This is a genomic window from Acinetobacter legionensis (genome assembly GCF_057165765.1).
Window position 1 is genome coordinate 4,014,295 of sequence record NZ_CM169896.1, and the last position, 22,391, is coordinate 4,036,685.

A 22,391-nucleotide genomic window follows, 5' to 3' on the forward strand; every position below is an offset into this window, starting at 1 on the left:
ATATCGGTGCCAAAACAATATCTTTCTCATCGCTGCTTGATTGCACCACCTGATCTTGCTGATGATTTCTTTGCCAATACAGTAATCTATCTTGCCCGTCATGATGAAGATGGTGCGCAAGGTATTATTATCAATCGACCTTCAGGTATTCAAGTCAAAGAACTTTTGAATGACTTAGAAATTGAAGCAGATAATGTGCATCCGCATGAAGTCCTACAAGGTGGCCCATTACGCCCTGAAGCGGGTTTTGTGATTCATACAGGACAACCAACCTGGCATTCATCGATTGCCGTAGGTGAAAATCTGTGTATTACCACCAGCAAAGATATTTTAGATGCGATTGCACACAACGAAGGTGTCGGTCGTTATCAAATTGCATTGGGCTATGCCAGTTGGAGCAAGAATCAACTTGAAGACGAAATTACCCGTGGTGATTGGCTGATTTGTGATTCAGATATGGATTTGGTCTTTAATTTGCCTTATACCGACCGTTGGGATGCGGCTTATCGTAAAATAGGGATTGATCGTACTTGGTTATCTTCTGAGATTGGACATGCCTGATTTAAATTCCCCACAACTGATTATTGCATTTGATTTTGGTACACAAAAAACGGGGATGGCTGTAGGTTCTTCCATTATTGAAAGTGCAACACCACTTGCACTTTTTCCAATGAAAGATGGCATCCCCAATTGGGATGAACTGCTGAAGATCATCAAACAGCATCAACCGAACTTATTTCTAGTCGGCTTACCATTAAATATGGATGATTCTGAGTCAGAATTATCCACACGCGCACGTAAATTTGCACGACGTTTACGTCATCAAACCAATATTGAAACATTCATGGTCGATGAACGCTTAACCACACGTGAAGCACGAGATGAACTGGATCATTACCAAGCTCAAGGACGAGCAAAAAAATTAGCAGCGGATAGTATTGCAGCTGCTTTATTTATTGAAAGTTGGTATCGAAATCCTGAAGGAATTACCCCTTAAACTGAGCATTAAAATGTCTAAAACCTATGTCATCTACGGTGTAAGCAAAGGCTTGGGGCAAGCCATTCTACGCGCAGTACCTCAAACACAAGATCAGATTTTTGGTATTTCACGTTCTCAACCTAAGTGTGACCTTGCTCATTTTAAATGGATTTCTGCTGATTTATCAAAACCTGAGCACGCTCGGGATTTAGTTAAAAATCAAATTCAAAATCAGCGTATAGATTTTCTGATTTACAATGTCGGGATCTGGGAGACAAAAGCCTTTCAAGCAGATTATGACTTTGAACAATGCACTGACCTTGAAATATCAAATTTGATTCATACCAATATTCAGTCCTGTATTTTGGCAATTCAATCCTTGATTGAGAATCTTAGACTGTCCCCAAATGCAAAAATTATCTTGATTGGTTCAACGTGGGGACTAGAAAATCATAGTGGCAAAGAAGTGGTTTTTTCAGCCAGCAAATTTGCCCTCAGAGGCATTGTCCACGCTCTCCGAGAAAGTTTACGCAAAGACCAGATTGGGGTGAGTATATTAAATTTAGGCTACTTAGCGACTGAGTTTGATCTGGATACATCTGTAGATGAAGTTTTACAACAGAGTGGTCATGAGTTAATTCCCTTACAAGATGTTATTCTTGCGATTAAATTTATATTATCGACCAGTCAAGCCAGCTGTGTTAAGGAAATTCATATGCCCGCTATGGCAGACCTAAACTTATAAAAAACCCATTTTTCAATGGGCTTCAAGATCAAAGTTTAACGATGGATGCTAGTTATTTTTTTACTTGTTCTAAAATATGTACCGTCACGGTACGCCCTGCGACAAAGGCTAATGAATCATGGGGCACTTCATCTAAAATAATCTTCACAGGTACCCGTTGGGCCAAACGTACCCAGCTGAATGTTGGATTTACATTGGCCAATAGACCCGATGAAGTGGTACGTTCACGATCTTCAATCCCTGAAGCAATCCCTTGAACATGGCCTTTATATTTCAAAGAATCGCCCATAAGTTGCACTGTTGCAGGATCACCTAGATGTATTTTATTGAGTTTGGTTTCTTCAAAATATCCCACAACGTAGAGCTGTTTACGATCAAGTAAAGCGGCAACAGCCTGCCCAACTTTGACATAATTCCCTGCACGCAAATCAAAATTTGATAATGTTCCATCTGCAGGTGCAATCACTTCTGAACGTTGCATATTCAATTGAGCCAAATGCACACTACTGGTTGCTGCCTCAATCAAGGCTTTTTGTTGTTTGATATTGGCTTCTGCTTGTTGTACTGCAGCTTGCAATTGCTGATGCTCTGCATGAGACTGATCTCGTGTAGCAAACATTTGATCTTGTTCTTGTCTAGAGATCGCACCATTCATCAGGTCTGCATATCGATGTGCATTTTTCTCCGCAAGGTTAATATTGGCTTTTGACTTCACAATATTGGCTTTTGCCTCAGCAAGCCCCGCTTCTGCCTCTGCCAGTCCTGATTGAGCCTTTGCAAGATCTGATTTTGCTTGTTCCACATCTAAAGCTTGACGTGCTAAATCTATTTTAAAAAGTACCTGTCCTTTTTTTACCGTTTGGTTATCTTGAACCATCACCTCTGTGACTAAGCCTGCAATATCAGAAGACACTTGAATGACATCACCACGTACACGTCCATCACGTGTCCAAGGTTCTGCGTTGTAGTAATTCCAAATATGAAGCGCACAAAATATCGCAATAATCACCACGATAGCCAATGATATAGGCCGTATTGCCTTACGTATATCAAACGTATTCATTTCAATTTTCCAATCATTAAACTTAAAAGTAAATCAGCTATACTCAATGGCTAAGTGGTCACCTGAATAAACACCCAATGAATCGACCATAATAAAATCAAATAGATACAGATATTAAAAATTCCAGGTAATGCAATCCATTCTTTTTCAACCAAACGATCTGTGCCAATACAGACCACTTTCCAAATCATGAATGCCAAAATTGCTTGAATTAAAAATATTGGGACATATACGCCATAAATGTTGAGCTCACCCATTTTTATGCTCCCAATAGAACAGTTGAAGGTTGGGCATCAACCAGATGAATATGACAGATGCTATTGCGAATATTATTTACAGAAATCTCTATGCGCTGTCGAATATCTTGGTCGCCTACCGCTTGAGCTTCCTCTAGGACATGAGCAAATTGCTGAATCAGTGCTTGTCGTAAGTTGTTATCAGGCTGAGCTAGTGCTTTTTCAATTAACCACTGATTGAGTAAGCGCTGTAATTCAAAAATTGCACTGGTTGTTGCAGATTCAGGAGACAATTTTTTGACCAACTCCTGCAAACGGGTTAAATCAATAGCAGCACTTGATTCAATCAAAGCATTATTAATTTCAATTTTGAGTTGTTCTGACTGAATCAATTTGGTATTTAACACGCCAATACGATCAAGCATACTGCGTAAATGAATTCTAAAGCCTGTTCCATAAGACATCGCAATACTTTCACGCAAAGCTTTATAGTGTAAAGCCAACATCCGCTTTACTGTCATTTCTGGTGACATTGAACGTACCATTTGCATGATACAAACCGTGATAATCGGACCAATCACGGTCGCAATTGAAGCATCAAAAAATGTGATCTGGTCCATTAAATAGCGATTTTGTAGATTTAATCCCATGATGGTACTCATAATCAGAGGCAAACCCAGTACATGTAAAGGCGGATGCAAATACAACATCACGCAAAACATAATAAACGGTGCTAATACAACGGCCAATTCCCAAAATGCTGTGATATGGGGGAAAATCCCATAAGCATAAATAAAAACCAAAATAGCGGCATAAATACTGGAGCGGATAAATATTTTTAATGCAGGTACTGGGTCATCTAAAAAGGTCAAAATACATGCTGTAATTGCGGCCATTTCTGCCACCATAAACCCCATTTTCCAACCACTTAAAATCCAAAATGCACAAGCAATATTGGTTGTTAAAAATGCCGATACTCCGCCACGCACGGCTATTCCATAGTCACGATGCAAACTTGGATAGGTCGTGGTTAACGGTACTATTGACTCAGGTAAGCTATGATTGCCTTGTTGCATACATTGCCAAATAAACTCCACTGCACGAACATTTTGAATAAAATGGCGAATATCCATTTTTAAACTGCCCAACATTACCTGTTGTTCAGCTGTTGCATGCTCAGTGATCGTTTGAAATTCTTGGTCAAAATATTCAGGCAGATGCTTAAGCTCATTCTCAAGAATGGCATGTTTATTTGCTAAAAAGTCATCAACTTTTTGGTGAAACTCAAGCAGATACGGACGATAATTTACATCAATTTGATCCAGTTGCTTTATTCGTTCTGACATTGCGACCAAGTTAGCCACTAACATGGTCACTTGATGTAGCAACTCTTGTAGTGGTTTGGTCATGCCTTTAAATTTTGAAGTTTCATAACTTAAATGCACAGCCATACTATGAATATCTGTCGTATCACGAGTGATATTGGTCAATAGTTGAGTGTAATTATCCGAATGTGCAGGATCAGACAAGATTGAGTCAAAAGCCTGTTTGGTATCTTGCATAGTTTTAGTGACACGTAGCTCCACCACAGGCCCGATATGCATAGGAAATATGGTGGCAGATACCACTGCACTACACACAACACCCAATGAAATTTCTAAGAACCGCCCAACTGCCATGTCAAAAATGGACACTGTCTCAATATAAAAAATTGAGTTAAAACAGATAATCACTGCGGTATAACCCGCTAACATCACCACATAACTGCGTGGTGATCGATCAATTAAAGATAAATAAAGACAGCCCCCCACCCAAGTTGCCAGTACAAAAGTAAATAACCAAGGTGTATTGACCAAGTGGGGCATCACTGCGATGGCAAAAATTGCTCCGATCAAGGTTCCTAAAATTCGATAGATACTTTTAGACGCCATCATCCCTGAGTAAGGATTGGCTATCACAAAGACAGTACCAATCGCCCAAATCGGATAGCTCAAATTAAGTTCAAATGCAATATAGAGTGCCAGCATTCCTGCAATGAAAGTTTTGCTCGCAAAAATCCAATCGAGTTTATTGGGTCTAAAAGCCAATAAGGGTTTGATCAGTAACATGCAAGCAACTCACTATAAATTCAATTTCATTGATTTTCTCTTTCATATCTAGCTCTGTAAGATCTAGAAAGCTAATATTCACCACTTTTATGAGGGTTTGTTGTGTACATCACATTTCTTTTCTTAGCGACCAAAAAACCGCACTGCTTAGTCAAATAAACAGTGTGGTTTAAAAAAGGATGTGAATAGAAGAACAAATTTAGGCATTTGTTCAAATACAACGATTGAGTAGAGAAGGACTCAATTTATGATAAAAATTTACACTTTTAAAAAAGTATAGATTCATCATTGGATATTCATATGAGCAATAATCTCAAAAAAAATGCAATTAATCAATAAAAATATCTCATATTGATAATTTATTAGAATAAAATTTATTTTAATGTTTAAATATAATGCTTTTTCTCAAAATAGCTACTAAAGTTAAAAATGTAGAATCATTTGCATTTACAATGCAAATTCCGCTGTTTTTTCTTGAACAATTTGTTATAAAGTAACATTCATTATTTATTTTTTTTGATTCTCACTAATTGAGTAGGTCATCAATGGCACTTTCCAGTTTTGGCAAAATTCTCACCGTATTGGATTTATTTTCGGTGTCTCGCCCAGTAATTAATGTCGATGTGATTTGTGAAGAGCTTGGTTTATCAAAACCAACTAGTTACCGCTATCTGAAAGAGTTAGTTTCGGCTGATATTTTGCAACGCTTAAATGGGACTTCAGGTGATTACACCCTTGGACCTAAAATTGCTGTGATGGACTATATTTCTAGAACCACAGATCCACTGGTTCAAATCAGCAAACCGTTTATGCAAGAAATTTCAGAGCGCACAGAACTTTGCTGTTTACTAACACATTTAAATGATGACTATTGTATTGATGTTCATCATGAAGTGTATCGTGATGAAACTTTACTATCTTATGGTCGTGGTTGCCCTCGTCCCGTATTCATGGGCTCTTCACCTAAAGTGATCATGGCGCATTTATCTAAGCAGAAAATTCATGAGTATTACCTTCGCTTTGCAACTCAATTAACTGAAGTTGGTTTTGCTGAAAATGAAGAAACCTTTGTCAATAAAATGAAAAAAATAAAAAAACAAGGATATTATTTTTCACAAGGCGAACTTGATCCAAATGTTTCTGGCTTATCTATCCCAGTGAAGTTTTCAAGTAAAGAAGCTCCTTTAGCGCTGACCGTGCTTGCTTCAAAAAATCGTTTTGAATACGTCAACACTCCAAAATTGATTGAAACACTGCAAGAGTCTGCTGCGCAGATTGAAAAACGCTATCAGGCACTCTCTGCAAATGACCAATTATCTGAATTTCACCCATAAATGAAATAGGGTTGATAATTTAACATTTTGTAATGTTTTTATATCTTGATAATGTTTTTATATTCTCATAATATGATTATGTTCTTCAGTAACCCATGATTTTTGGATATTGTTTTTACGGAAACAATTCCTCCTCAGAGTAAAAAAGCCTATGTGTTCATACATAGGCTTTTTTATTTGCACATCTTTTATCCATCAAGTTTACTTTTGAGCCACTAAAAAAATAATTAGAGTAATTGGCGAATCATTTTCATTCGGGAATAATCTAAAGCATCCAATAACAATGATGCATAATTTTAATTAAGGAATGCTATGAATATTCTCATCGTGCATGCACATCCCGAACCACTTTCGTTTACTACGGCCATGAAAGATCATGCTGTTGAGGTCTTGGAAAAATTAGGACACCATGTTGATGTTTCAGACTTATATGCCATGAACTTTAATCCAATCGCATCAGGTGATGATTTTTTAGAATTGAGTAATCCAGAATATATGAATTATGCTTTGGAACAACGTCATGCTTGTAAAAATAAGCAGATCTCTGAAGATATTCAAATTGAAATTGAAAAAGTACAAAGAGCAGATTTAGTCATTTTGAGTTTTCCCATGTACTGGACATCTGTACCTGCAATTTTAAAAGGCTGGATTGATCGTGTATTCGTTTCAGGTATTTTCTATGGTGGCAAACGTTTTTATAACCACGGCGGCATGGTCGGGAAAAAAGCCTTATTAAGCTTTACCTTAGGTGGTCGTGAACATATGTTTGGTGATCATGCGATTCATGGTTCAATTGAAGACTTATTACTGCCGATTCAACGTGGAACTTTAGCTTATGCAGGCTTTGACGTACTGCCTCCATTTACGGCTTACCATGTCCCATATATTTCTAACGAAGCACGCCAACAAATCCTGCTAGATTATCAGCAATATTTAGAGAATTTAGAAAATTTACCTGCTTTAGTGTTCCCTAAACTTGAACAATTTGATGACAAACTTTACCCACTTGGATAAAAATAACGAAAGGTCAAATTTACACGAGGCGCTAAAATTCGCGTGGATTTAGCGAGGGTATGTTTCCAATAACGTTGGGTCTGCCCTTGCATCACAATCAACTGACCACTATGTAAAAGTAAATCTACTTTTTTAGCTTTCCACTTGTGCTTAAAACTGAATTTTCGAGTAGCACCTAAACTCAATGAAGCAATCACCACATTGTGGTTGGGCGCTTCCAGTGATGGCTCATCATCACTATGCCAACCCACGCCTTGTGAGCCATTTTCATATAAATTTGCCAGACAGGAATTATAAGTGTGCCCTGTGAGTTGCTCGATATGCTGTTTGAGTCGATATAAAGCAGGATTCCAGATATGGGCTTGTTTTGCCATACCTGAATAATGATATTGGTAATCCTCATCGCCATACCACACCACTTTGCGCTCAGTTTTATAATATTGACCATGCAAATAAACTTCATCATGTTGCCAAGCCAAATGCTGTAGAAAATAATTTAAATATTTTTGACTTTGTTCATGATCCAAAACTAAGCCAAAGTCTTTTACTACCCCATCATAAGGCAGTAAATTATCTTGTGCTTCAGGTTCAAATAAATCTAAATTCATTGTGTAAAATGAGCTACTGGTTCATCCAACAATGAATCAATATTGAACATGAAACAAGTCATTTTTAATCAAAATTGAACAACTTTAATATGAAGAATAGCAGTTCATATCATGGATAAATATTCAAATGAACAGGGGGATATAGAAGGCGTCTAAGCCTATTTAGCCAAATATGGCGAAGTCCCACCTCCATGGAATTTGCACTAAAATACCATCCTTATTCAATAGGATGGAGAATGGGAAAAGGAGAATCACATATGATGTATTTAGATGAATTGATGAGTCAGCAAAAATGAGCTTTGCTGAAAAAGTCAACTATTTGTATGGTTATCCAGTAGCACCAGTTTGGTATCAATGGCTTTCACTTTTTATGGGATGATCATCCATATGATATGGAAGATGAAGACTATCTCAAGTATTTTGAAAAGCTTAATCAACTCGGATTTAAATTAGCAGATCAATTTCAAGAGGATTTTAATCGTGAAGATTTGGACTAGTATAAGACTAGCATTAGAATCTTTCACAATTCAAAACATAGCAATCACTTGTAGCAAAGTTTATTCAGCTTTAGACTAAAACCAAGCTGATAAAAAGCAAAAACCTATGAATTTATGGCAATTATTTCAAAAATTACGCCCCTTTGTACGTCCCTACCGCTGGCTTGTCATCGTCACCTTAGTGTTAACGTTGATTGGTTCACTCACCGCTCAGGTCAATGCGCTCACACTTAAATATGCTGTAGACAGCATTAACCAACTGATCCAAGCAGGACAAGGCCTAGCGGATGGATGGCACATTATCATTACCATTACCGTGGTTTTATTGGCCAAAGAAGTCATCAATGCAATTGTTCAATTTGGGCAAAAATCATTCGGTGAAAAACTCAGAATTTTAATTTCACAGGACCTATCTCAAGGCATTATCGAAAAATTTATTACCTATCGATTGGCCTTTTTTGATCAGAAAAATAACCAAGCAGGAAAATTACAAACTCGTATCGACCGTGGAGTTAGCTCACTCACTCGACTGGTGCAAATATTTTTTATTGATATTTTACCGTTATTTACCAGTGCAATTATTGCTTTAGCCCTAATGTATTATGCCAATTTTTGGGTAGGTGTGGTTGCGACAATCATTGTACCAATTTACTTTTGGCTGACCTTTAAACAATCACAAAAACTTTCTGGCAAACGTCGAGCCTTGCGCGATAACATGGAAAAGAAGAATCAAGGTATTTTGAGTATCATTAACTCAATTACAGTGATTAAATCTTTTAATAAAGAGGCTGTTGAATCCACTAAGCAACTGAATTTACAAAAGTCACTGACTGAAAATCAGATGCAAACTCGACAAACCAGCTATATTTTTGATGGTCTAAAAACCTTTATCGAACAAGTTGGTGTAGTCCTGATCATTATTTTAACTGCTTATTTTGTTTTAGATGGACAAATGAGTATAGGGATGATCATGTACCATGTATTGCTGTTCAATAACGTGTCTGCACCGATCCGTTCTTTGCATCGTATTTATGATGAAATTAACTCGGCAATGATCTACTCAGAAAGCTTCTTTGGCATCTTAGAAGCAGATCATGAAATCGAAGCCAGTGGTTTAATGAAACCTCAAATTCATGGCAAATTTGAATTGGAAAATGTTGATTTTATCTATCCCAATGGTCATCAAGCCTTACATCGGATTAACATGACTATTCAACCCAATAAAATCACGGCCTTAGTCGGCTTATCAGGTGCAGGGAAATCAACCTTAATCAGTCTACTGGATAAATTTTATGCCCCGAATTCAGGCTGTATCAGACTCGATGGAATTGATCTAGGGCAACTCGATACACACTATCTAAGAGAACATATTGGCTTGGTATTGCAAAAGAATCATATTTTCCAAGGCTCAATTTTAGAAAATATTCGTTATGGTAAGCCCCATGCAAGCAATGAAGAAGTCATCGCAGCTGCAAAAAAAGCCTCGATTCATGAGCAGATTTTGAAACTCCCACATGCCTATGAAGCAGATGCCTTGCTGTTGTCTGGCGGACAACAACAGCGTATCGCACTTGCTCGAATGTTCCTCAAAAACCCGCCAATTATCTTTTTAGATGAGCCCACAGCGAGTTTAGATGCCATCGCTTCAGAGCAAATCAAACAAAGTTTAGATGAGATTAAGCAAGGCCGAACTGTGATTATGATCTCGCATAGCCTTTCACAAATTATTGATGCCGATTACACCTATGTGATGAAAGAAGGACAAATCGTTGAGCATGGTGAACATCATGATCTTTATCATCAAGATGGTGCTTATAAGGAAATTTTTGATGCGATGGCTAAAAGCTTAAATATCGAAAAAATTGCACGAACTTTTGAAGATGATAGTGAGGAAGAAACCCATAGCTAGGGATTGTTGACATTATTTTATACCAGCTCACACATTAATGTTAACCTAATTTCGATGTAAATTTTTTGATCAAATATGATACTCGGAAACGTCTTTCGCAACTGTCTGAGGCAGGACTTCATCCTTAAAGTGTTGTTTCTGCGATTCATTGAATGCATTGCGGGTTGTCTTCGAGTTTTGCGGTGAGCAGCGATGTAGCTACGCAAGATAGTTGCCCTTGTGGAGCTTAGCTCCTCATGTTAAAACCAAAGTGGGGCGAGCCTAAGGCTGATCCTGAAATTGAATGAGCACTTAACAAGACTCCGCCAAGAGCATTGCTTTTCAATAAGTTAAAGACAGAGTTAGGTCGAACCCATGTTAAGGTTATACTCTTTCAATCACTTGCACTTTTGGTATCGCTAATCATTCAACATAAGTCTATCAGATAGCGATATACATTATCTTTTATGGACTGTTATTCTCTCATACAAATAAAAAGCCATTCTATGTTCTAGAATGGCTTTTTTCTTTTTAAAGTAATGTGTTTAGAGGCAAATCATTTCCATTTTACTGCTTGGACTTCAACCTTTTTAGGATTATCCGTTTCAGCACTACTACAACCACAACCGCCACCACATCCACTCACCATCGCAGGCTGAATCCATTTGGCTAAACGAGTCCAACCTTGCGACTGACAAAATTGAGCCAGCTTAGAAAACACCGAATACGCTGACTTTGGGAAGACTTTCTTAAATACAAAAATTGCACTCCAAATCACCAATACCGCAATAATCAATAATTCAATCATCTCTAGCTCCTTTGCTTCAAGATTTTGGCTTATAGACCAAAATAACGTGATGCAATTTGATAAGTGAGAAAAGCCATTAAATAAGCCAAACCAAATAAATAAACCGTCATACCCGCAACAGTTTTCCAAGAACCTGTTTCACGTTTCACTGTTGCCAATGTTGCTAAACAATGTGGTGCATAAATAAACCACACCAACAAGGATAAACCTGTTGCAACTGACCAACTTAAATCACCCTGACTGATCAGATGCGATAAACCCTGCGCCACTGCATCATCATCAGTTGCAGATAAAGCATAGACAGTCCCCAATGCCGCAACCACAACCTCACGTGCTGCCATCGCTGGGATTAAAGCAATACAAATTTGCCAATTAAACCCAAGTGGTTCAAAGATTGGGTGCATCACATGCCCCAACATCCCGGCAAATGAATAGTCAATTGCGGGTAATGTTGCACCTTCTGGCGGTTGAGGGAATGTACATAAAAACCATAACAAAATAGATAAAGCGAAGATAATTCCACCAACACGCTTTAAGAAAATTTTGGCACGGTCCAGTAAACCAATCCACACACTTTTTATATCTGGGATGCGGTAACTTGGTAATTCCATCAGTAAAGCATGTTGTGATTTATCTTTCTGGAAAAATTTCAGCACAGTCGCAACAATGAGCGCACTCACAATTCCCGCCATATATAAACCAAAGAGCACTAAACCTTGTAGATTGAGAAATCCCCAAACCATTTTTGATGGAATAAATGCTGCAATCAGTAAGGCATAGACAGGCAAACGCGCTGAACACGTCATCAATGGCGCAACAAGTATGGTCACCAAACGATCCCGTGGATCACTAATACTTCGAGTCGCCATAATTCCAGGCACAGCACAGGCAAAGCTGGATAATAAAGGAATAAAAGCACGACCACTTAAACCAGCTTTAAACATTAATTTATCAAGTAAAAAAGCTGCACGCGGTAGATAGCCAGATTCTTCTAAAACCAAAATAAAGAAGAAAAGAATTAAAATTTGTGGCAAGAATACCAGCACACTTCCTGCGCCTGCAATGATCCCGTCAACCACTAAACTATTGAGCAAAGGTTGGGAGATAAATTGCCCAATCCATCCACCAAACCAGCCAAAAAACTCTTCAATACCGTCCATAAAGGGCGCAGCCCAAGCGAATACTGCTTGGAAAACAATAAACATCATCAGCGCAAGACTGAGAAGTCCTAAAACAGGGTGTAAAAAAATCTTATCGAGAAAATCAGTCCGTTTATCTTCATGATCTAAAAAAATCACCACATCTTTTAAAATTTGGTCAATTTTTTCATGATTAGAACCTGAAAGTTTAACATCACTCAATTCTGTGCTTGGGGTATGGAATTTTTCATTTTCCAAAGCACTCATCAAATTTTCAATACCAGTATTTCGTACAGCAACCGTTTCCACTACGGGAACACCTAAACGCTGTGATAATTTTTGTGTATTGATCTGCATACCACGACGACGTGCTTCATCCATCATGTTTAATACAAGCAGAATCGGTTTGCCTTGTTCAATGATTTCAAGGACAAGCCCCAAATGTAGTTTTAAGTTGGTAGCATCTACGACACATAAAATCGCCTGCTGATCTTTCTCTTCAGCAATTTTACCCAAAACTACATCACGGGTAATTGCTTCGTCAGGACTGGCTGCATTGAGGCTATACGTCCCTGGCAAATCTAGAACACGAACTGCACGACCAGAAGGTAAGTTAAATGTACCCACTTTACGTTCAACAGTTACCCCGGCATAGTTAGCAACTTTTTGACGTGTGCCTGTTAAATGATTGAAAAGTGATGTTTTACCGCAGTTAGGATTTCCCACTAAAGCAATACGTAAAGTTTCGCTCATGCGGGAGCTCCTTCTAATGCCTGATGTATCTCAATTTTCTCGGCTTCAATCTTGCGTAAAGCAAATCGAGTAAAACCGACTTGAATTAGAATCGGATCACCACCAAAAATACCTTTTGTGATCACTTGTACACGTGTGCCAGGCACAAAACCTAGTGTTTCTAAACGACTCGCCACTAAATCTGGCTGATTGACATTATCTTCTGAGGTACGATTGACCTTTGCGATAATGGCAGTTTGCTTTACTTTCAAGTCTGACAAACGCACTGCAATTAACCCTAAAATTTACACGATAGACAGATTATTATACATACAAATGAGAATAATTACCAAGTAAGGTTCGATTACAATTCTCATTCAAACAAAGTATTCGACTTATGTTTTCTTTTAATCTACATTCCATCAACAAATAAGTTTTAAACTTCGCTTAAGGCCATGCTAAATAAGAAACCGCGTATTCCTACTGCTGTTACTATTCCTGAAAATTTAGGCTTTTTACAGGGATTCCGTGATTATTTAATTGCGCAAACGGTCAGTCCCCATACAAGAAATGCCTATTTATCCGACTTAATTCAATGTAGTGAATGTGTAAATTCTTACTTACCTGATTGGTCGCATGAAGACATTTCTGATGTTCTTATTGAACTCACCAAACAAGGTAAAAGTCCTCGGTCAATTGCACGTTCGCTTTCGGCATTACGTTCATTTTTTAAGTTTTTACGGGAACAAAAAATTCGCTTAGATAATCCTGTGGCGATACATAAAACCCCAAAAATCGGTCGAGCCTTACCTAAAGATTTATCTGAACAAGACGTTGAAGCCCTGATTCAAGCACCCGATGTTACTACGGCGCTTGGTTTACGTGATCGCGCTATGTTTGAAGTGCTTTATGCTTGTGGTTTACGTGTTTCAGAGCTACTTAATTTAAGATTAGATCTGATTAATTTAAAACAAGGCTATTTAAGAATTACAGGTAAAGGGAACAAAGAGCGCCTAGTTCCTTTAGGCGGGATAGCTTGTGAATGGGTGGAAAAGTATTTAACTGAATCTCGTCCACAACTATATAAATCATCTACCGATTATCTATTTCTAACTCAACATGGCGGTATTATGAGTCGTCAAAACTTTTGGTATGCCATCAAGCGTTATGCCTTACAAGCCGGGATCCAAGCAGAACTATCACCGCATACTTTACGTCATGCTTTTGCAACGCATCTTTTAAATCATGGCGCTGACTTACGGGTTGTACAAATGCTTTTGGGTCATAGTGATTTATCAACTACCCAAATTTATACCCATGTTGCACAAATCCGTATGCAACAATTACATGAAAAATATCATCCTCGTGCTTGAAGACTTAGAATGAAACGTATATCGGCAATTTACATCCCTTAATCAAGTTTTAAAGTACAGTATTCAAAATTTTGTTATGCTAATTCCCTCAAATCATGCTGAAGAAACATAAAGAGTTATTTATGCAATTGAATCGTTCAAAATTGATGTTGGCTTGTCTTATTGCAAGCACGATGGCAGTGAGTGCTTGTTCAAAAAACTCAGACTCAAAAAAAGATGACACTTTAACTGCGACAGCACCTGCAACAGGTGAAGCATCGAATTTAACTGAGCGTGATGCAAAACAACGTTTAATCCAAACATTACAAGCCAATTTCAAAAAAGCAGGCGTAAAAGCCAAAATTTTAGATGCTAAATCAACAGAGATGCCAAATCTTTATTGGATCAGCATGGAAGGAATGAGCTCCGTCTATGCAACATCTGATGGTAAATTTCTGATCCAAGGCGATGTGATCCGTTTAGGTGGTGATAAACTCACTAGCATTGGTGACAAAATACAAGCTGCAGAAAACAAGAAATATCTGGCTGACTTAAATATTAAAGATCTCTTGGTCTACCCTGCTCAAGGCAAAGTTAAACATGTGATTTATGTATTTACCGATGCAAGTTGTCCTTATTGTCATAAACTTCATGAACATATCAGTGAAATCACCGCTAAAGGTATTGAAATACGTTATATCGCATGGCCACGTGGTGAACAATTTATACCGACTATGGAAAGTATTTGGTGTAGTGCAGACCGTAGTGCTGCATTTAATCAAGCCATTGCAGGTACTGCGCTTCCACCAGCTAGCTGTAAAAATCCAGTTCGTGATCTCTATGCTTTAGGTCTAAAAATGGGTGTGAATGGTACACCTGCAATCTACAATGTAGAGGGTGAATATTTAGGTGGTTACATGACTGCTGATGAAATTGAAAGCCGTTTAAATAAATAATTTTTATCAGTAAATTTACTATTATTTATAGCTCAATATAAAGATGCGCCAGACTCTAGAGTCTGGCGCATTTTTTAGCTATGATCTAAGCTTAATATAATTTATATACATAATTGGAGTGTGACGTGAAACCAGTTCGTCTGGCAATACTCGGTCTTGGAACCGTAGGCGGTGGTGCCCTTAAACTACTACAAGAAAACGCTGCTGAAATTAGACGTCGCACCGGTCGAGAAATTGAAATTACCCACGTAGGCACTCGTCGTCCACGGCCAGATCTAAATTTACCAGCTAGCATTAAACAAAGTGCCGATCTCTTAGACATTGTCCGCCAGCCTGATGTTGATGTTGTTGTTGAAGTCATGGGCGGTATTCATCCTGCTTATGAAGTCATGATGGAAGCCATTAAACATGGCAAACAAGTCGTAACAGCAAACAAAGCATTACTTGCAGAACATGGAAATGAGCTATTTAAAGCAGCCGATGACCACCATGTCCAAGTCGCATTTGAAGCAGCAGTTGCCGGTGGCATTCCAATTATCAAGGTCATTCGTGAAGGTCTAGCAGCCAATAAAATTGAATGGCTTGCGGGTATTATCAATGGTACAGGCAATTTCATTCTGACTGAAATGAGTGAAAAAGGCCGTGCCTTTGCGGATGTACTGAAAGAAGCACAAGAGCTTGGTTATGCCGAAGCAGACCCAACTTTTGATGTTGAAGGTATTGATGCTGCACACAAGCTGACCATTCTTGCATCATGTGCATTTGGTATTCCTTTACAGTTTGACAAAGTTTATACCGAAGGTATTACCAAGATTACTGCACAAGATGTGAAATACGCTGAAGAGCTTGGCTATAAGATCAAACATTTAGGTATTGCACGTCGTTCTAGCAAAGGTATCGAACTTCGTGTACACCCAACCCTGATTCCTGAAGAAGAGCTTCTTGCCAATGTAAATGGTGTGAAGAATGCAGTTTTGGTTCAGGCCAATGCGGTTGGTCCTACATTGTATTATGGTGCGGGCGCAGGTGCAGGTCCTACTGCTTCTGCAGTCGTGGCAGATGTGGTCGATATTGTCCGTGATATCATTTACACAGAAGATGGTTCAGGCACAATTCCTCAGCTTGCCTTTGAAGCACTTTCCGACTTACATATCTTGTCGAGTGATGAGATGACTACAGGCTATTATTTGCGTTTAAATGCTGAAGACCAAACTGGCGTACTCGCAGATGTAACAACAATTTTAAGTCGCACGGGTATCAGTATTGATGCCATCATGCAGCAGCCCCGTTTAAAAGATCTGATTCCTATCGTGATTTTGACTGATCCGATCGTAGAATCGAAGATGAATGAAGCGATTGCACAAATTCAGGCCTTACCTGCTATACATGGCGAAATCGTACGAATTCGTTTAGAATTGCTCGATAACTAATCGGGTTTTTAAACTCCTCTAAATTTGCAGCAACTGCATGCAAAGCGTCATTCAATGAATGGCTCAGCCTCTCAGAATAGAGGCTTAGAGGTTAAAAGAATATCTTATTTGCTCTACACTACACACAATTGGAACACCATCATGTCTAATGCCAATCGCTATACAGGACTTGTTGATCGCTATCGTGACCGCTTACCAGTATCGAAAACTACACGTGCTATTTCTTTAAATGAAGGCAATACACCTCTCATTAAATTAGACAATATTCCTGGTATTATTGGTAAGAATGTTGAAATTTATGTGAAGTATGAAGGTTTAAACCCGACAGGTTCGTTTAAAGACCGTGGTATGACCATGGCAGTGACCAAAGCGGTAGAAGAAGGCTCTAAGGCGATTATCTGTGCATCTACAGGTAATACCTCTGCTGCTGCTGCTGCATATGCTGCTCGTGCTGGCATCAAAGCATTTGTGTTAATTCCAGAAGGCAAAATTGCCATGGGTAAAATGGCACAAGCGATGATGTACGGTGCAATCACCATGCAAATTCGCGGTAACTTCGATGACGGTATGCGCTTGGTCAAAGAAGTTGCTGACCAAGCGCCTGTAACGATTGTTAACTCAATCAACCCATACCGTTTACAAGGTCAAAAGACCATTGCTTATGAAATCGTAGAAGCTTTGGGTCGTGCACCTGACTACCACTGCTTACCTGTAGGTAATGCAGGCAATATTACTGCGCATTGGATGGGTTATACCGAAGCAGTTGCTAACCAACCAGTTGAAGCATTTGAACAAGTGGTTTATGACCCTGAAACGGATAAGTTTACAGGTCCAAATCCTGAAGGTCGTCCGATCATGGTTGGTTATCAAGCTTCTGGTGCTGCACCATTTTTACGTGGTGGCCCAGTTGAAAACCCTGAAACCGTTGCAACAGCAATCCGTATTGGTAATCCTCAAAGCTTTAATCATGCTAAGGCGGTCGTTCGTGATTCAAATGGCTGGTTTGATGAATTAACAGATGCTGAAATTTTAGAAGCGCAACGTTTGCTTTCTATGTATGAAGGTGTATTTGTTGAACCTGCTTCTGCGGCATCTATTGGTGGTGCAATCCGTGACATCAAAGCCGGTAAAATTGCGGAAGGCTCTGTGATTGTATGTACAGTGACAGGTAATGGTCTAAAAGATCCTGATACTGCAATCAAACAATGTAAAGATGCCATTATGTTGTCTATTGATGCGACAATGAATCAAGTGAAAGACTCTATTCTTTCAAATATGTAAAACAGACTTCAAAATAAAAACCAGTTGTTCGCAGCTGGTTTTTATTTGCGCAATTTAAAAATTATTATTCTTCTTCATATGAGTCATAGTTCAGATCTGATCCGCTCGCACTATAATCAAGCTGTCAAAAAACTCAGACGCAAGAATATAATTTCTCTTAATTAATATTATCAATTAAATCATTTATATAGAAAAATAAACTATTTGATTATAAAAAGACTTGCAATGCCACACCTTACATTCAAAGTTTAACCATCTTTGCGTAGGCGATGACCCACTTTTCATAAGAGAGGCCAAACCCTGCGCTGCAAACAAAGCTGTACTTTGTTTTTGCTTATATTGGGCGAGGGTACGACCTATACTCCCGCCCAACGGCGACATCTATGTCGCTACACAGTAGGATAACCATCTATGATTCAAAAATACAAAATATGAGCTTTTTTTATGATCAATAACTTGACAGAAATCACTTATATGGATAATTAGGTGGTTTGACTACTTCTGTCTTTAATATCAATTGCTTTGTCTGCAGGATTTGTAAAGCGCCACCCAAACTCTGGCATTGCAAATTTACACATTTCATAATCTATTTTTTATGCTTAATTTAAGCAAAAAAAGCGCTCCATATTTTGAAGCGCTTTTTTAATTTGGATGGATAACTTCAGTGACAAACTGATTAGATACGTTTCGGTAAATTACTCACCCAGTTCAATAAATTGGTTGCATCATTGGTACGTGCCTGAGAAGAGCTTGCACCTAATAATACCACCACAGCCGGACGACTATTTACAGTGGTATGCATGACCACACAGCGCCCTGCTTCATTGATATAACCCGTTTTGGAAATATTAATATTCCACCCACCATTACGTACTAGAGCATTGGTGTTGTTTGATTTCAGCACGCGATAACCCAAATTAAAGTCATAATGCGCTGTTGTTGAAAATTGGCGGATCAAACCATATTGTGATGCAGCACTGACTAAAATCCCTAAATCTCGAGCAGAAGAAACATTACGTGGATCCAAACCAGTAGATTCAACATAATGGGTTGAATTCATGCCCAATTGACGTGCTTTTGAATTCATTGCAGCAAAGAACGCTTGGCGACCACCTGGATAAGTACGCGCTAAAGCTGCTGCAGCTGGATTTTCAGATTTCATCAATGCCACAAGTAACATTTCAGCACGATTCATGGTATCGCCAACTTTTAAAGTTGAACTTGAATTCTTACCACCAGCACCCGCAAAATCGATTTGTTGCAAGGTAATGTCTTCAGACATATTTAAACGGGCATCTGCGGTAATCACTGCTGTCATCAATTTGGTAATTGATGCGATAGGTAACGCCATATTGGTATTTTTACTAAACAGAACTTCACCTGTTTTTGCATCCATTACCAATGCGGCACGCGCATTTACCGATGGTTGGCTATTATAGGTATTGGTGTCATAAATCTGTACAGACTTATTGGTCAATGTTGTCGGTGCAGCATTTGATGCACGAATTGTTGTGGTTAACGTGGTTGAGCCTTTTGGAGAAATATCTTCGCCATCATCATCCAGAGAATCACCATTGAGTAACTGGCTGGCATCTGAAGAAGACCAATTTACAGTTGCTTGTCCGCTCCCCCCCGATGAGTTCATAATGATTTCAGCAAAACCAGTCGAACTCAAACTGAGTAGTACTGACAAACTCAGCACATGCATTAACGTTTTTTTTGGTTTTTTCACGATAACTTACTCACCTCAAGGAGGTATTCACAAACTTGCTAATTACCTCAAATATGACTTACATTTACACTCAAACGTGACTATATTAAAACAAATATTTCAATCACGCCGTATTATGCGTAAATATTGAATGGATATTAGGAATAGGATTGCCAATTTTGTTATGTCTTTGCAAGTCTTTTTTGCTTTATGTAACAAAAATGTCGATATTGAGAAATTTAAGGAGGTGTAAGTGATTACTGTTTTAGTGGTAGATGACCATGAATTAGTAAGAACCGGCATCTGCAGAATGTTAGAAGATCAGACCGATATTCAAGTCATTGGACAAGCAGAATCTGGTGAAGAAGCAATTACGATTGTAAGGCAACACCATCCCAATGTAGTTTTATTGGATGTCAACATGCCTGGAATTGGTGGTGTAGAAACTACCCGTCGTTTGTTACAAACCGCACCTGAGACCAAAGTACTCGCTGTGAGTGGTTTGGCTGAAGAACCCTATCCGTCGCTGTTATTGAAAGCTGGTGCTCGTGGTTATATTACCAAGGGCGCACCAATCACTGAAATGGTTCGTGCAATCAAAAAAGTCATGCAAGGCGGTAAGTATTTTAGTGCAGATATTGCTGAACAACTTGCAAGCTCTTATTTATCCGATACACAAACCTCACCTTTTGACGCACTGTCAGAACGTGAAATGCAAGTTGCCATGATGGTGGTAAATTGTGTAAGCGCACAAGAAATTTCTGACAAACTTTTTGTCAGTGTAAAAACGGTCAATACTTATCGTTATCGTATCTTTGAAAAATTAGGACTTGATAGTGATGTAAAACTCACTCACCTTGCGATACGTTATGGTTTAATTAAGCCATAAATTGATTAAAACAATAATTTATCTTGAGTACGATTATGTCGCCTACGGTAACGGTTCCTATTTATCAAACAATTTACCGTCTAGGCACACTGTATTCAGGTTATAGATTGGTTATTGCTTTTTGCTTAGTCATTATTTTTCTGATTACTCTTGAAAACCAACCCGTACATTACGAATATCCCAGTTTATATTTTTATTCTCTAACCGCGTTTACTGTAATCGCAGCATTACAAATGATGCTGCTCAAATTCTATCCGCATGGTGTGGGGCAGCAATTTATTGGTTTTTTTATTGTTGATATTCCATTTCTAAGTACCTTGGTATTTGCCCTCAATGGGCCAAATTTAGCCATCAGCATTTTGTTTGTCATTGCCGTTTTTACCGCGAATTTTCTGCTTAGTAAAAATAAAGCGCTATTCGTAACACTGGTTTCTGTGATTGCAATTATTTACCAACAGTTTTTAGGCAGCTTCTTCGATTTTTCAAATTTAAATAATATTAGTAACAGTGCCTTATTGGCTTTTTTATTTTTTATGGTTTATGGCATTGGGCAGATTGCAATTAATCGCTTCCAAGTTTTAGAGTCGTTAAATACCTATCAATCTCTTGAATTATTTAAGTTACAGAACATTAACCGCTATATTTTAGAACAGATTGAAGTCGGTTATTTGGTGCTCGATGAAAAATGCAAAATTATCGTCAGTAACCCTGCAGCCTGTTTACTTTTGGGCATTTCACCACTTTACGCACATGAGCAATATCATTTATCCAGCTTTCAACCGGACTTATATGAAATTTTAAAAGATGCCATGTTACGTGATGGCGAACGCTTTCAATTTGAATCCCATCAATCCTCGTATACAGTCGATATTCGCGTACAAAAATTGATTGTTCCGCATCAAGCACTCACGCTTTTAGTCCTCGAAGATGCACAAAAAATTAATCAAAAGGTACAACAACTCAAACTTGCCGCACTGGGTCAATTATCGGCCAGTATTGCCCATGAAATTCGCAATCCGCTTGCCGCCATTGCCCAGGCCAACGACCTGTTTATCAGCAGTGACCCAGAACAGCAAACCATTTTAAATCAAATGATTACCAAACAGACCATCCGTATCAATAATATTATTAAAGATACCTTAGATATGGCAAAAAATAAAAAGATCCATACCTCAAAAATTAATTTTCAAGAATTTGTTGATGACTTATTACGCCATGATTTAGGGGATGCTCAGGAAAAAATCAAATTAGAAATTCAAGCTGATGTTTGGATCTATTTTGATGATTCTCATCTTCGACAAGTTCTAATCAATTTAGTGCGTAATGCATTACGTCATAATGATCAAAATGCTGAACACATTTTAGTACAAACGTTTAAAAATGAATCACACGTATATATCGATGTGATTGATTATGGGAAAGGCGTCACAAAACAAGATCTTTCGCAATTATTTCAGCCATTTTTTAGTACCGAAATCAATGGAACTGGTTTAGGATTGTACCTATCGCAGACGATATGCGAAGCGAATCAAGCGAAACTAATTTACGTAGAGCAAAAACAACAAGGGGCATGCTTCCGTATCGAATGCCCACTCATGGATTAGATTAGGTTTTTGGGGAT

General features: G+C 38.4%; 20 protein-coding genes. 12 read left to right on the top strand and 8 right to left on the bottom strand.

The window, feature by feature from the left end; all coding sequences use genetic code 11:
• The first annotated feature begins 6 nt into the window (after window positions 1-6).
• The 3 genes from AC2G3J_RS18380 to AC2G3J_RS18390 are packed head-to-tail and all read left to right on the top strand — an operon-like array spanning window position 7 to window position 1,724.
• The gene (locus AC2G3J_RS18380; protein WP_105714632.1) at window positions 7-561 is read left to right on the top strand and encodes a YqgE/AlgH family protein; all 555 of its coding nucleotides are present in this window, start codon (window positions 7-9) and stop codon (window positions 559-561) included.
• Entirely contained in the window at window positions 554-997 is a 444-nt protein-coding gene (ruvX, locus tag AC2G3J_RS18385) for a Holliday junction resolvase RuvX (RefSeq protein WP_336952317.1), read from the top strand. Before AC2G3J_RS18380 ends, ruvX begins: the two co-directional genes overlap by 8 nt.
• Before the next feature lie 13 nt (window positions 998-1,010).
• Window positions 1,011-1,724, top strand: a complete 714-nt coding sequence (locus AC2G3J_RS18390) for an SDR family NAD(P)-dependent oxidoreductase (RefSeq protein ID WP_483770417.1) — start codon at window positions 1,011-1,013, stop codon at window positions 1,722-1,724.
• 52 nt (window positions 1,725-1,776) lie between these two features.
• Here AC2G3J_RS18390 and AC2G3J_RS18395 read toward each other — a convergent pair whose 3' ends face one another.
• From AC2G3J_RS18395 to AC2G3J_RS18405, 3 genes are read right to left on the bottom strand one after another with little or no spacing between them, the layout of a single operon-like run.
• Window positions 1,777-2,787: an HlyD family secretion protein gene (locus AC2G3J_RS18395; RefSeq protein WP_336952319.1), complete on the bottom strand. Its 1,011-nt coding sequence runs from the start codon at window positions 2,785-2,787 to the stop codon at window positions 1,777-1,779.
• 50 nt (window positions 2,788-2,837) lie between these two features.
• A complete protein-coding gene (locus tag AC2G3J_RS18400) occupies window positions 2,838-3,044 on the bottom strand; it encodes a DUF1656 domain-containing protein (protein ID WP_336952320.1) in 207 nt (68 codons plus the stop codon).
• Between the two features lie 2 nt (window positions 3,045-3,046).
• The gene (locus AC2G3J_RS18405; protein WP_336952321.1) at window positions 3,047-5,131 is read right to left on the bottom strand and encodes an FUSC family protein; all 2,085 of its coding nucleotides are present in this window, start codon (window positions 5,129-5,131) and stop codon (window positions 3,047-3,049) included.
• A 545-nt stretch (window positions 5,132-5,676) separates the two neighbouring features.
• On the opposite strand from AC2G3J_RS18405, the gene AC2G3J_RS18410 reads away from it, so the two are divergent.
• Both AC2G3J_RS18410 and AC2G3J_RS18415 read left to right on the top strand, forming a co-directional pair.
• A complete protein-coding gene (locus AC2G3J_RS18410) occupies window positions 5,677-6,465 on the top strand; it encodes an IclR family transcriptional regulator (RefSeq protein ID WP_004818582.1) in 789 nt (262 codons plus the stop codon).
• A gap of 312 nt (window positions 6,466-6,777) precedes the next feature.
• Entirely contained in the window at window positions 6,778-7,479 is a 702-nt protein-coding gene (locus AC2G3J_RS18415) for an NAD(P)H-dependent oxidoreductase (protein WP_483770418.1), read from the top strand.
• On the opposite strand, the gene AC2G3J_RS18420 is transcribed toward AC2G3J_RS18415, so the two are convergent.
• Window positions 7,464-8,087 (bottom strand): alpha-ketoglutarate-dependent dioxygenase AlkB family protein, encoded by a 624-nt coding sequence (locus AC2G3J_RS18420; protein WP_336952324.1) that lies wholly within the window; start codon window positions 8,085-8,087, stop codon window positions 7,464-7,466. The genes AC2G3J_RS18415 and AC2G3J_RS18420 overlap by 16 nt on opposite strands.
• A 603-nt stretch (window positions 8,088-8,690) precedes the next feature.
• Between AC2G3J_RS18420 and AC2G3J_RS18425 the strand changes: the two genes are divergently transcribed.
• On the top strand, window positions 8,691-10,493 hold the full coding sequence (locus AC2G3J_RS18425) for an ABC transporter ATP-binding protein (RefSeq protein ID WP_336952325.1): 1,803 nt from the start codon (window positions 8,691-8,693) through the stop codon (window positions 10,491-10,493).
• Window positions 10,494-11,028: 535 nt separating this feature from the next.
• Here the strand turns inward: AC2G3J_RS18425 and AC2G3J_RS18430 are convergent.
• From AC2G3J_RS18430 to AC2G3J_RS18440, 3 genes are read right to left on the bottom strand one after another with little or no spacing between them, the layout of a single operon-like run.
• The gene (locus AC2G3J_RS18430) at window positions 11,029-11,280 is read right to left on the bottom strand and encodes a DUF6587 family protein (protein WP_105714628.1); all 252 of its coding nucleotides are present in this window, start codon (window positions 11,278-11,280) and stop codon (window positions 11,029-11,031) included.
• Between the two features lie 29 nt (window positions 11,281-11,309).
• Window positions 11,310-13,172 (bottom strand): ferrous iron transport protein B, encoded by a 1,863-nt coding sequence (feoB, locus tag AC2G3J_RS18435; protein ID WP_336952328.1) that lies wholly within the window; start codon window positions 13,170-13,172, stop codon window positions 11,310-11,312.
• Window positions 13,169-13,438 carry a FeoA family protein gene (locus tag AC2G3J_RS18440; RefSeq protein ID WP_336952329.1) on the bottom strand — a complete coding sequence of 90 codons (270 nt, stop codon included), beginning with the start codon at window positions 13,436-13,438 and terminating at the stop codon, window positions 13,169-13,171. The genes feoB and AC2G3J_RS18440 overlap by 4 nt, the downstream gene beginning before the upstream one ends.
• Window positions 13,439-13,606: 168 nt before the next feature.
• Between AC2G3J_RS18440 and xerD the strand changes: the two genes are divergently transcribed.
• The 4 genes from xerD to thrC all read left to right on the top strand — a co-directional run bounded on the left by xerD (window position 13,607) and on the right by thrC (window position 18,170).
• A complete protein-coding gene (xerD, locus tag AC2G3J_RS18445) occupies window positions 13,607-14,524 on the top strand; it encodes a site-specific tyrosine recombinase XerD (protein ID WP_336952330.1) in 918 nt (305 codons plus the stop codon).
• 122 nt (window positions 14,525-14,646) lie between these two features.
• Window positions 14,647-15,459, top strand: coding sequence for a thioredoxin fold domain-containing protein (locus AC2G3J_RS18450; protein WP_483770419.1), 813 nt, complete (start codon window positions 14,647-14,649; stop codon window positions 15,457-15,459).
• A gap of 125 nt (window positions 15,460-15,584) precedes the next feature.
• Window positions 15,585-16,889: a homoserine dehydrogenase gene (locus tag AC2G3J_RS18455; protein ID WP_004718385.1), complete on the top strand. Its 1,305-nt coding sequence runs from the start codon at window positions 15,585-15,587 to the stop codon at window positions 16,887-16,889.
• A 141-nt stretch (window positions 16,890-17,030) separates the two neighbouring features.
• Window positions 17,031-18,170: a threonine synthase gene (gene thrC / locus AC2G3J_RS18460; RefSeq protein ID WP_336952333.1), complete on the top strand. Its 1,140-nt coding sequence runs from the start codon at window positions 17,031-17,033 to the stop codon at window positions 18,168-18,170.
• A 676-nt stretch (window positions 18,171-18,846) separates the two neighbouring features.
• On the opposite strand, the gene pbpG is transcribed toward thrC, so the two are convergent.
• Window positions 18,847-19,902: a D-alanyl-D-alanine endopeptidase PBP7/8 gene (pbpG, locus tag AC2G3J_RS18465; protein ID WP_004718389.1), complete on the bottom strand. Its 1,056-nt coding sequence runs from the start codon at window positions 19,900-19,902 to the stop codon at window positions 18,847-18,849.
• A 232-nt stretch (window positions 19,903-20,134) separates the two neighbouring features.
• Here pbpG and gacA point away from each other — a divergent pair, with 232 nt between their 5' ends.
• Together gacA and AC2G3J_RS18475 are read left to right on the top strand one after the other, a co-directional pair.
• Entirely contained in the window at window positions 20,135-20,770 is a 636-nt protein-coding gene (gene gacA / locus AC2G3J_RS18470) for a response regulator transcription factor GacA (RefSeq protein WP_336952334.1), read from the top strand.
• Between the two features lie 35 nt (window positions 20,771-20,805).
• Window positions 20,806-22,374, top strand: coding sequence for a sensor histidine kinase (locus AC2G3J_RS18475; RefSeq protein ID WP_336952335.1), 1,569 nt, complete (start codon window positions 20,806-20,808; stop codon window positions 22,372-22,374).
• Window positions 22,375-22,391: the final 17 nt, after the last annotated feature.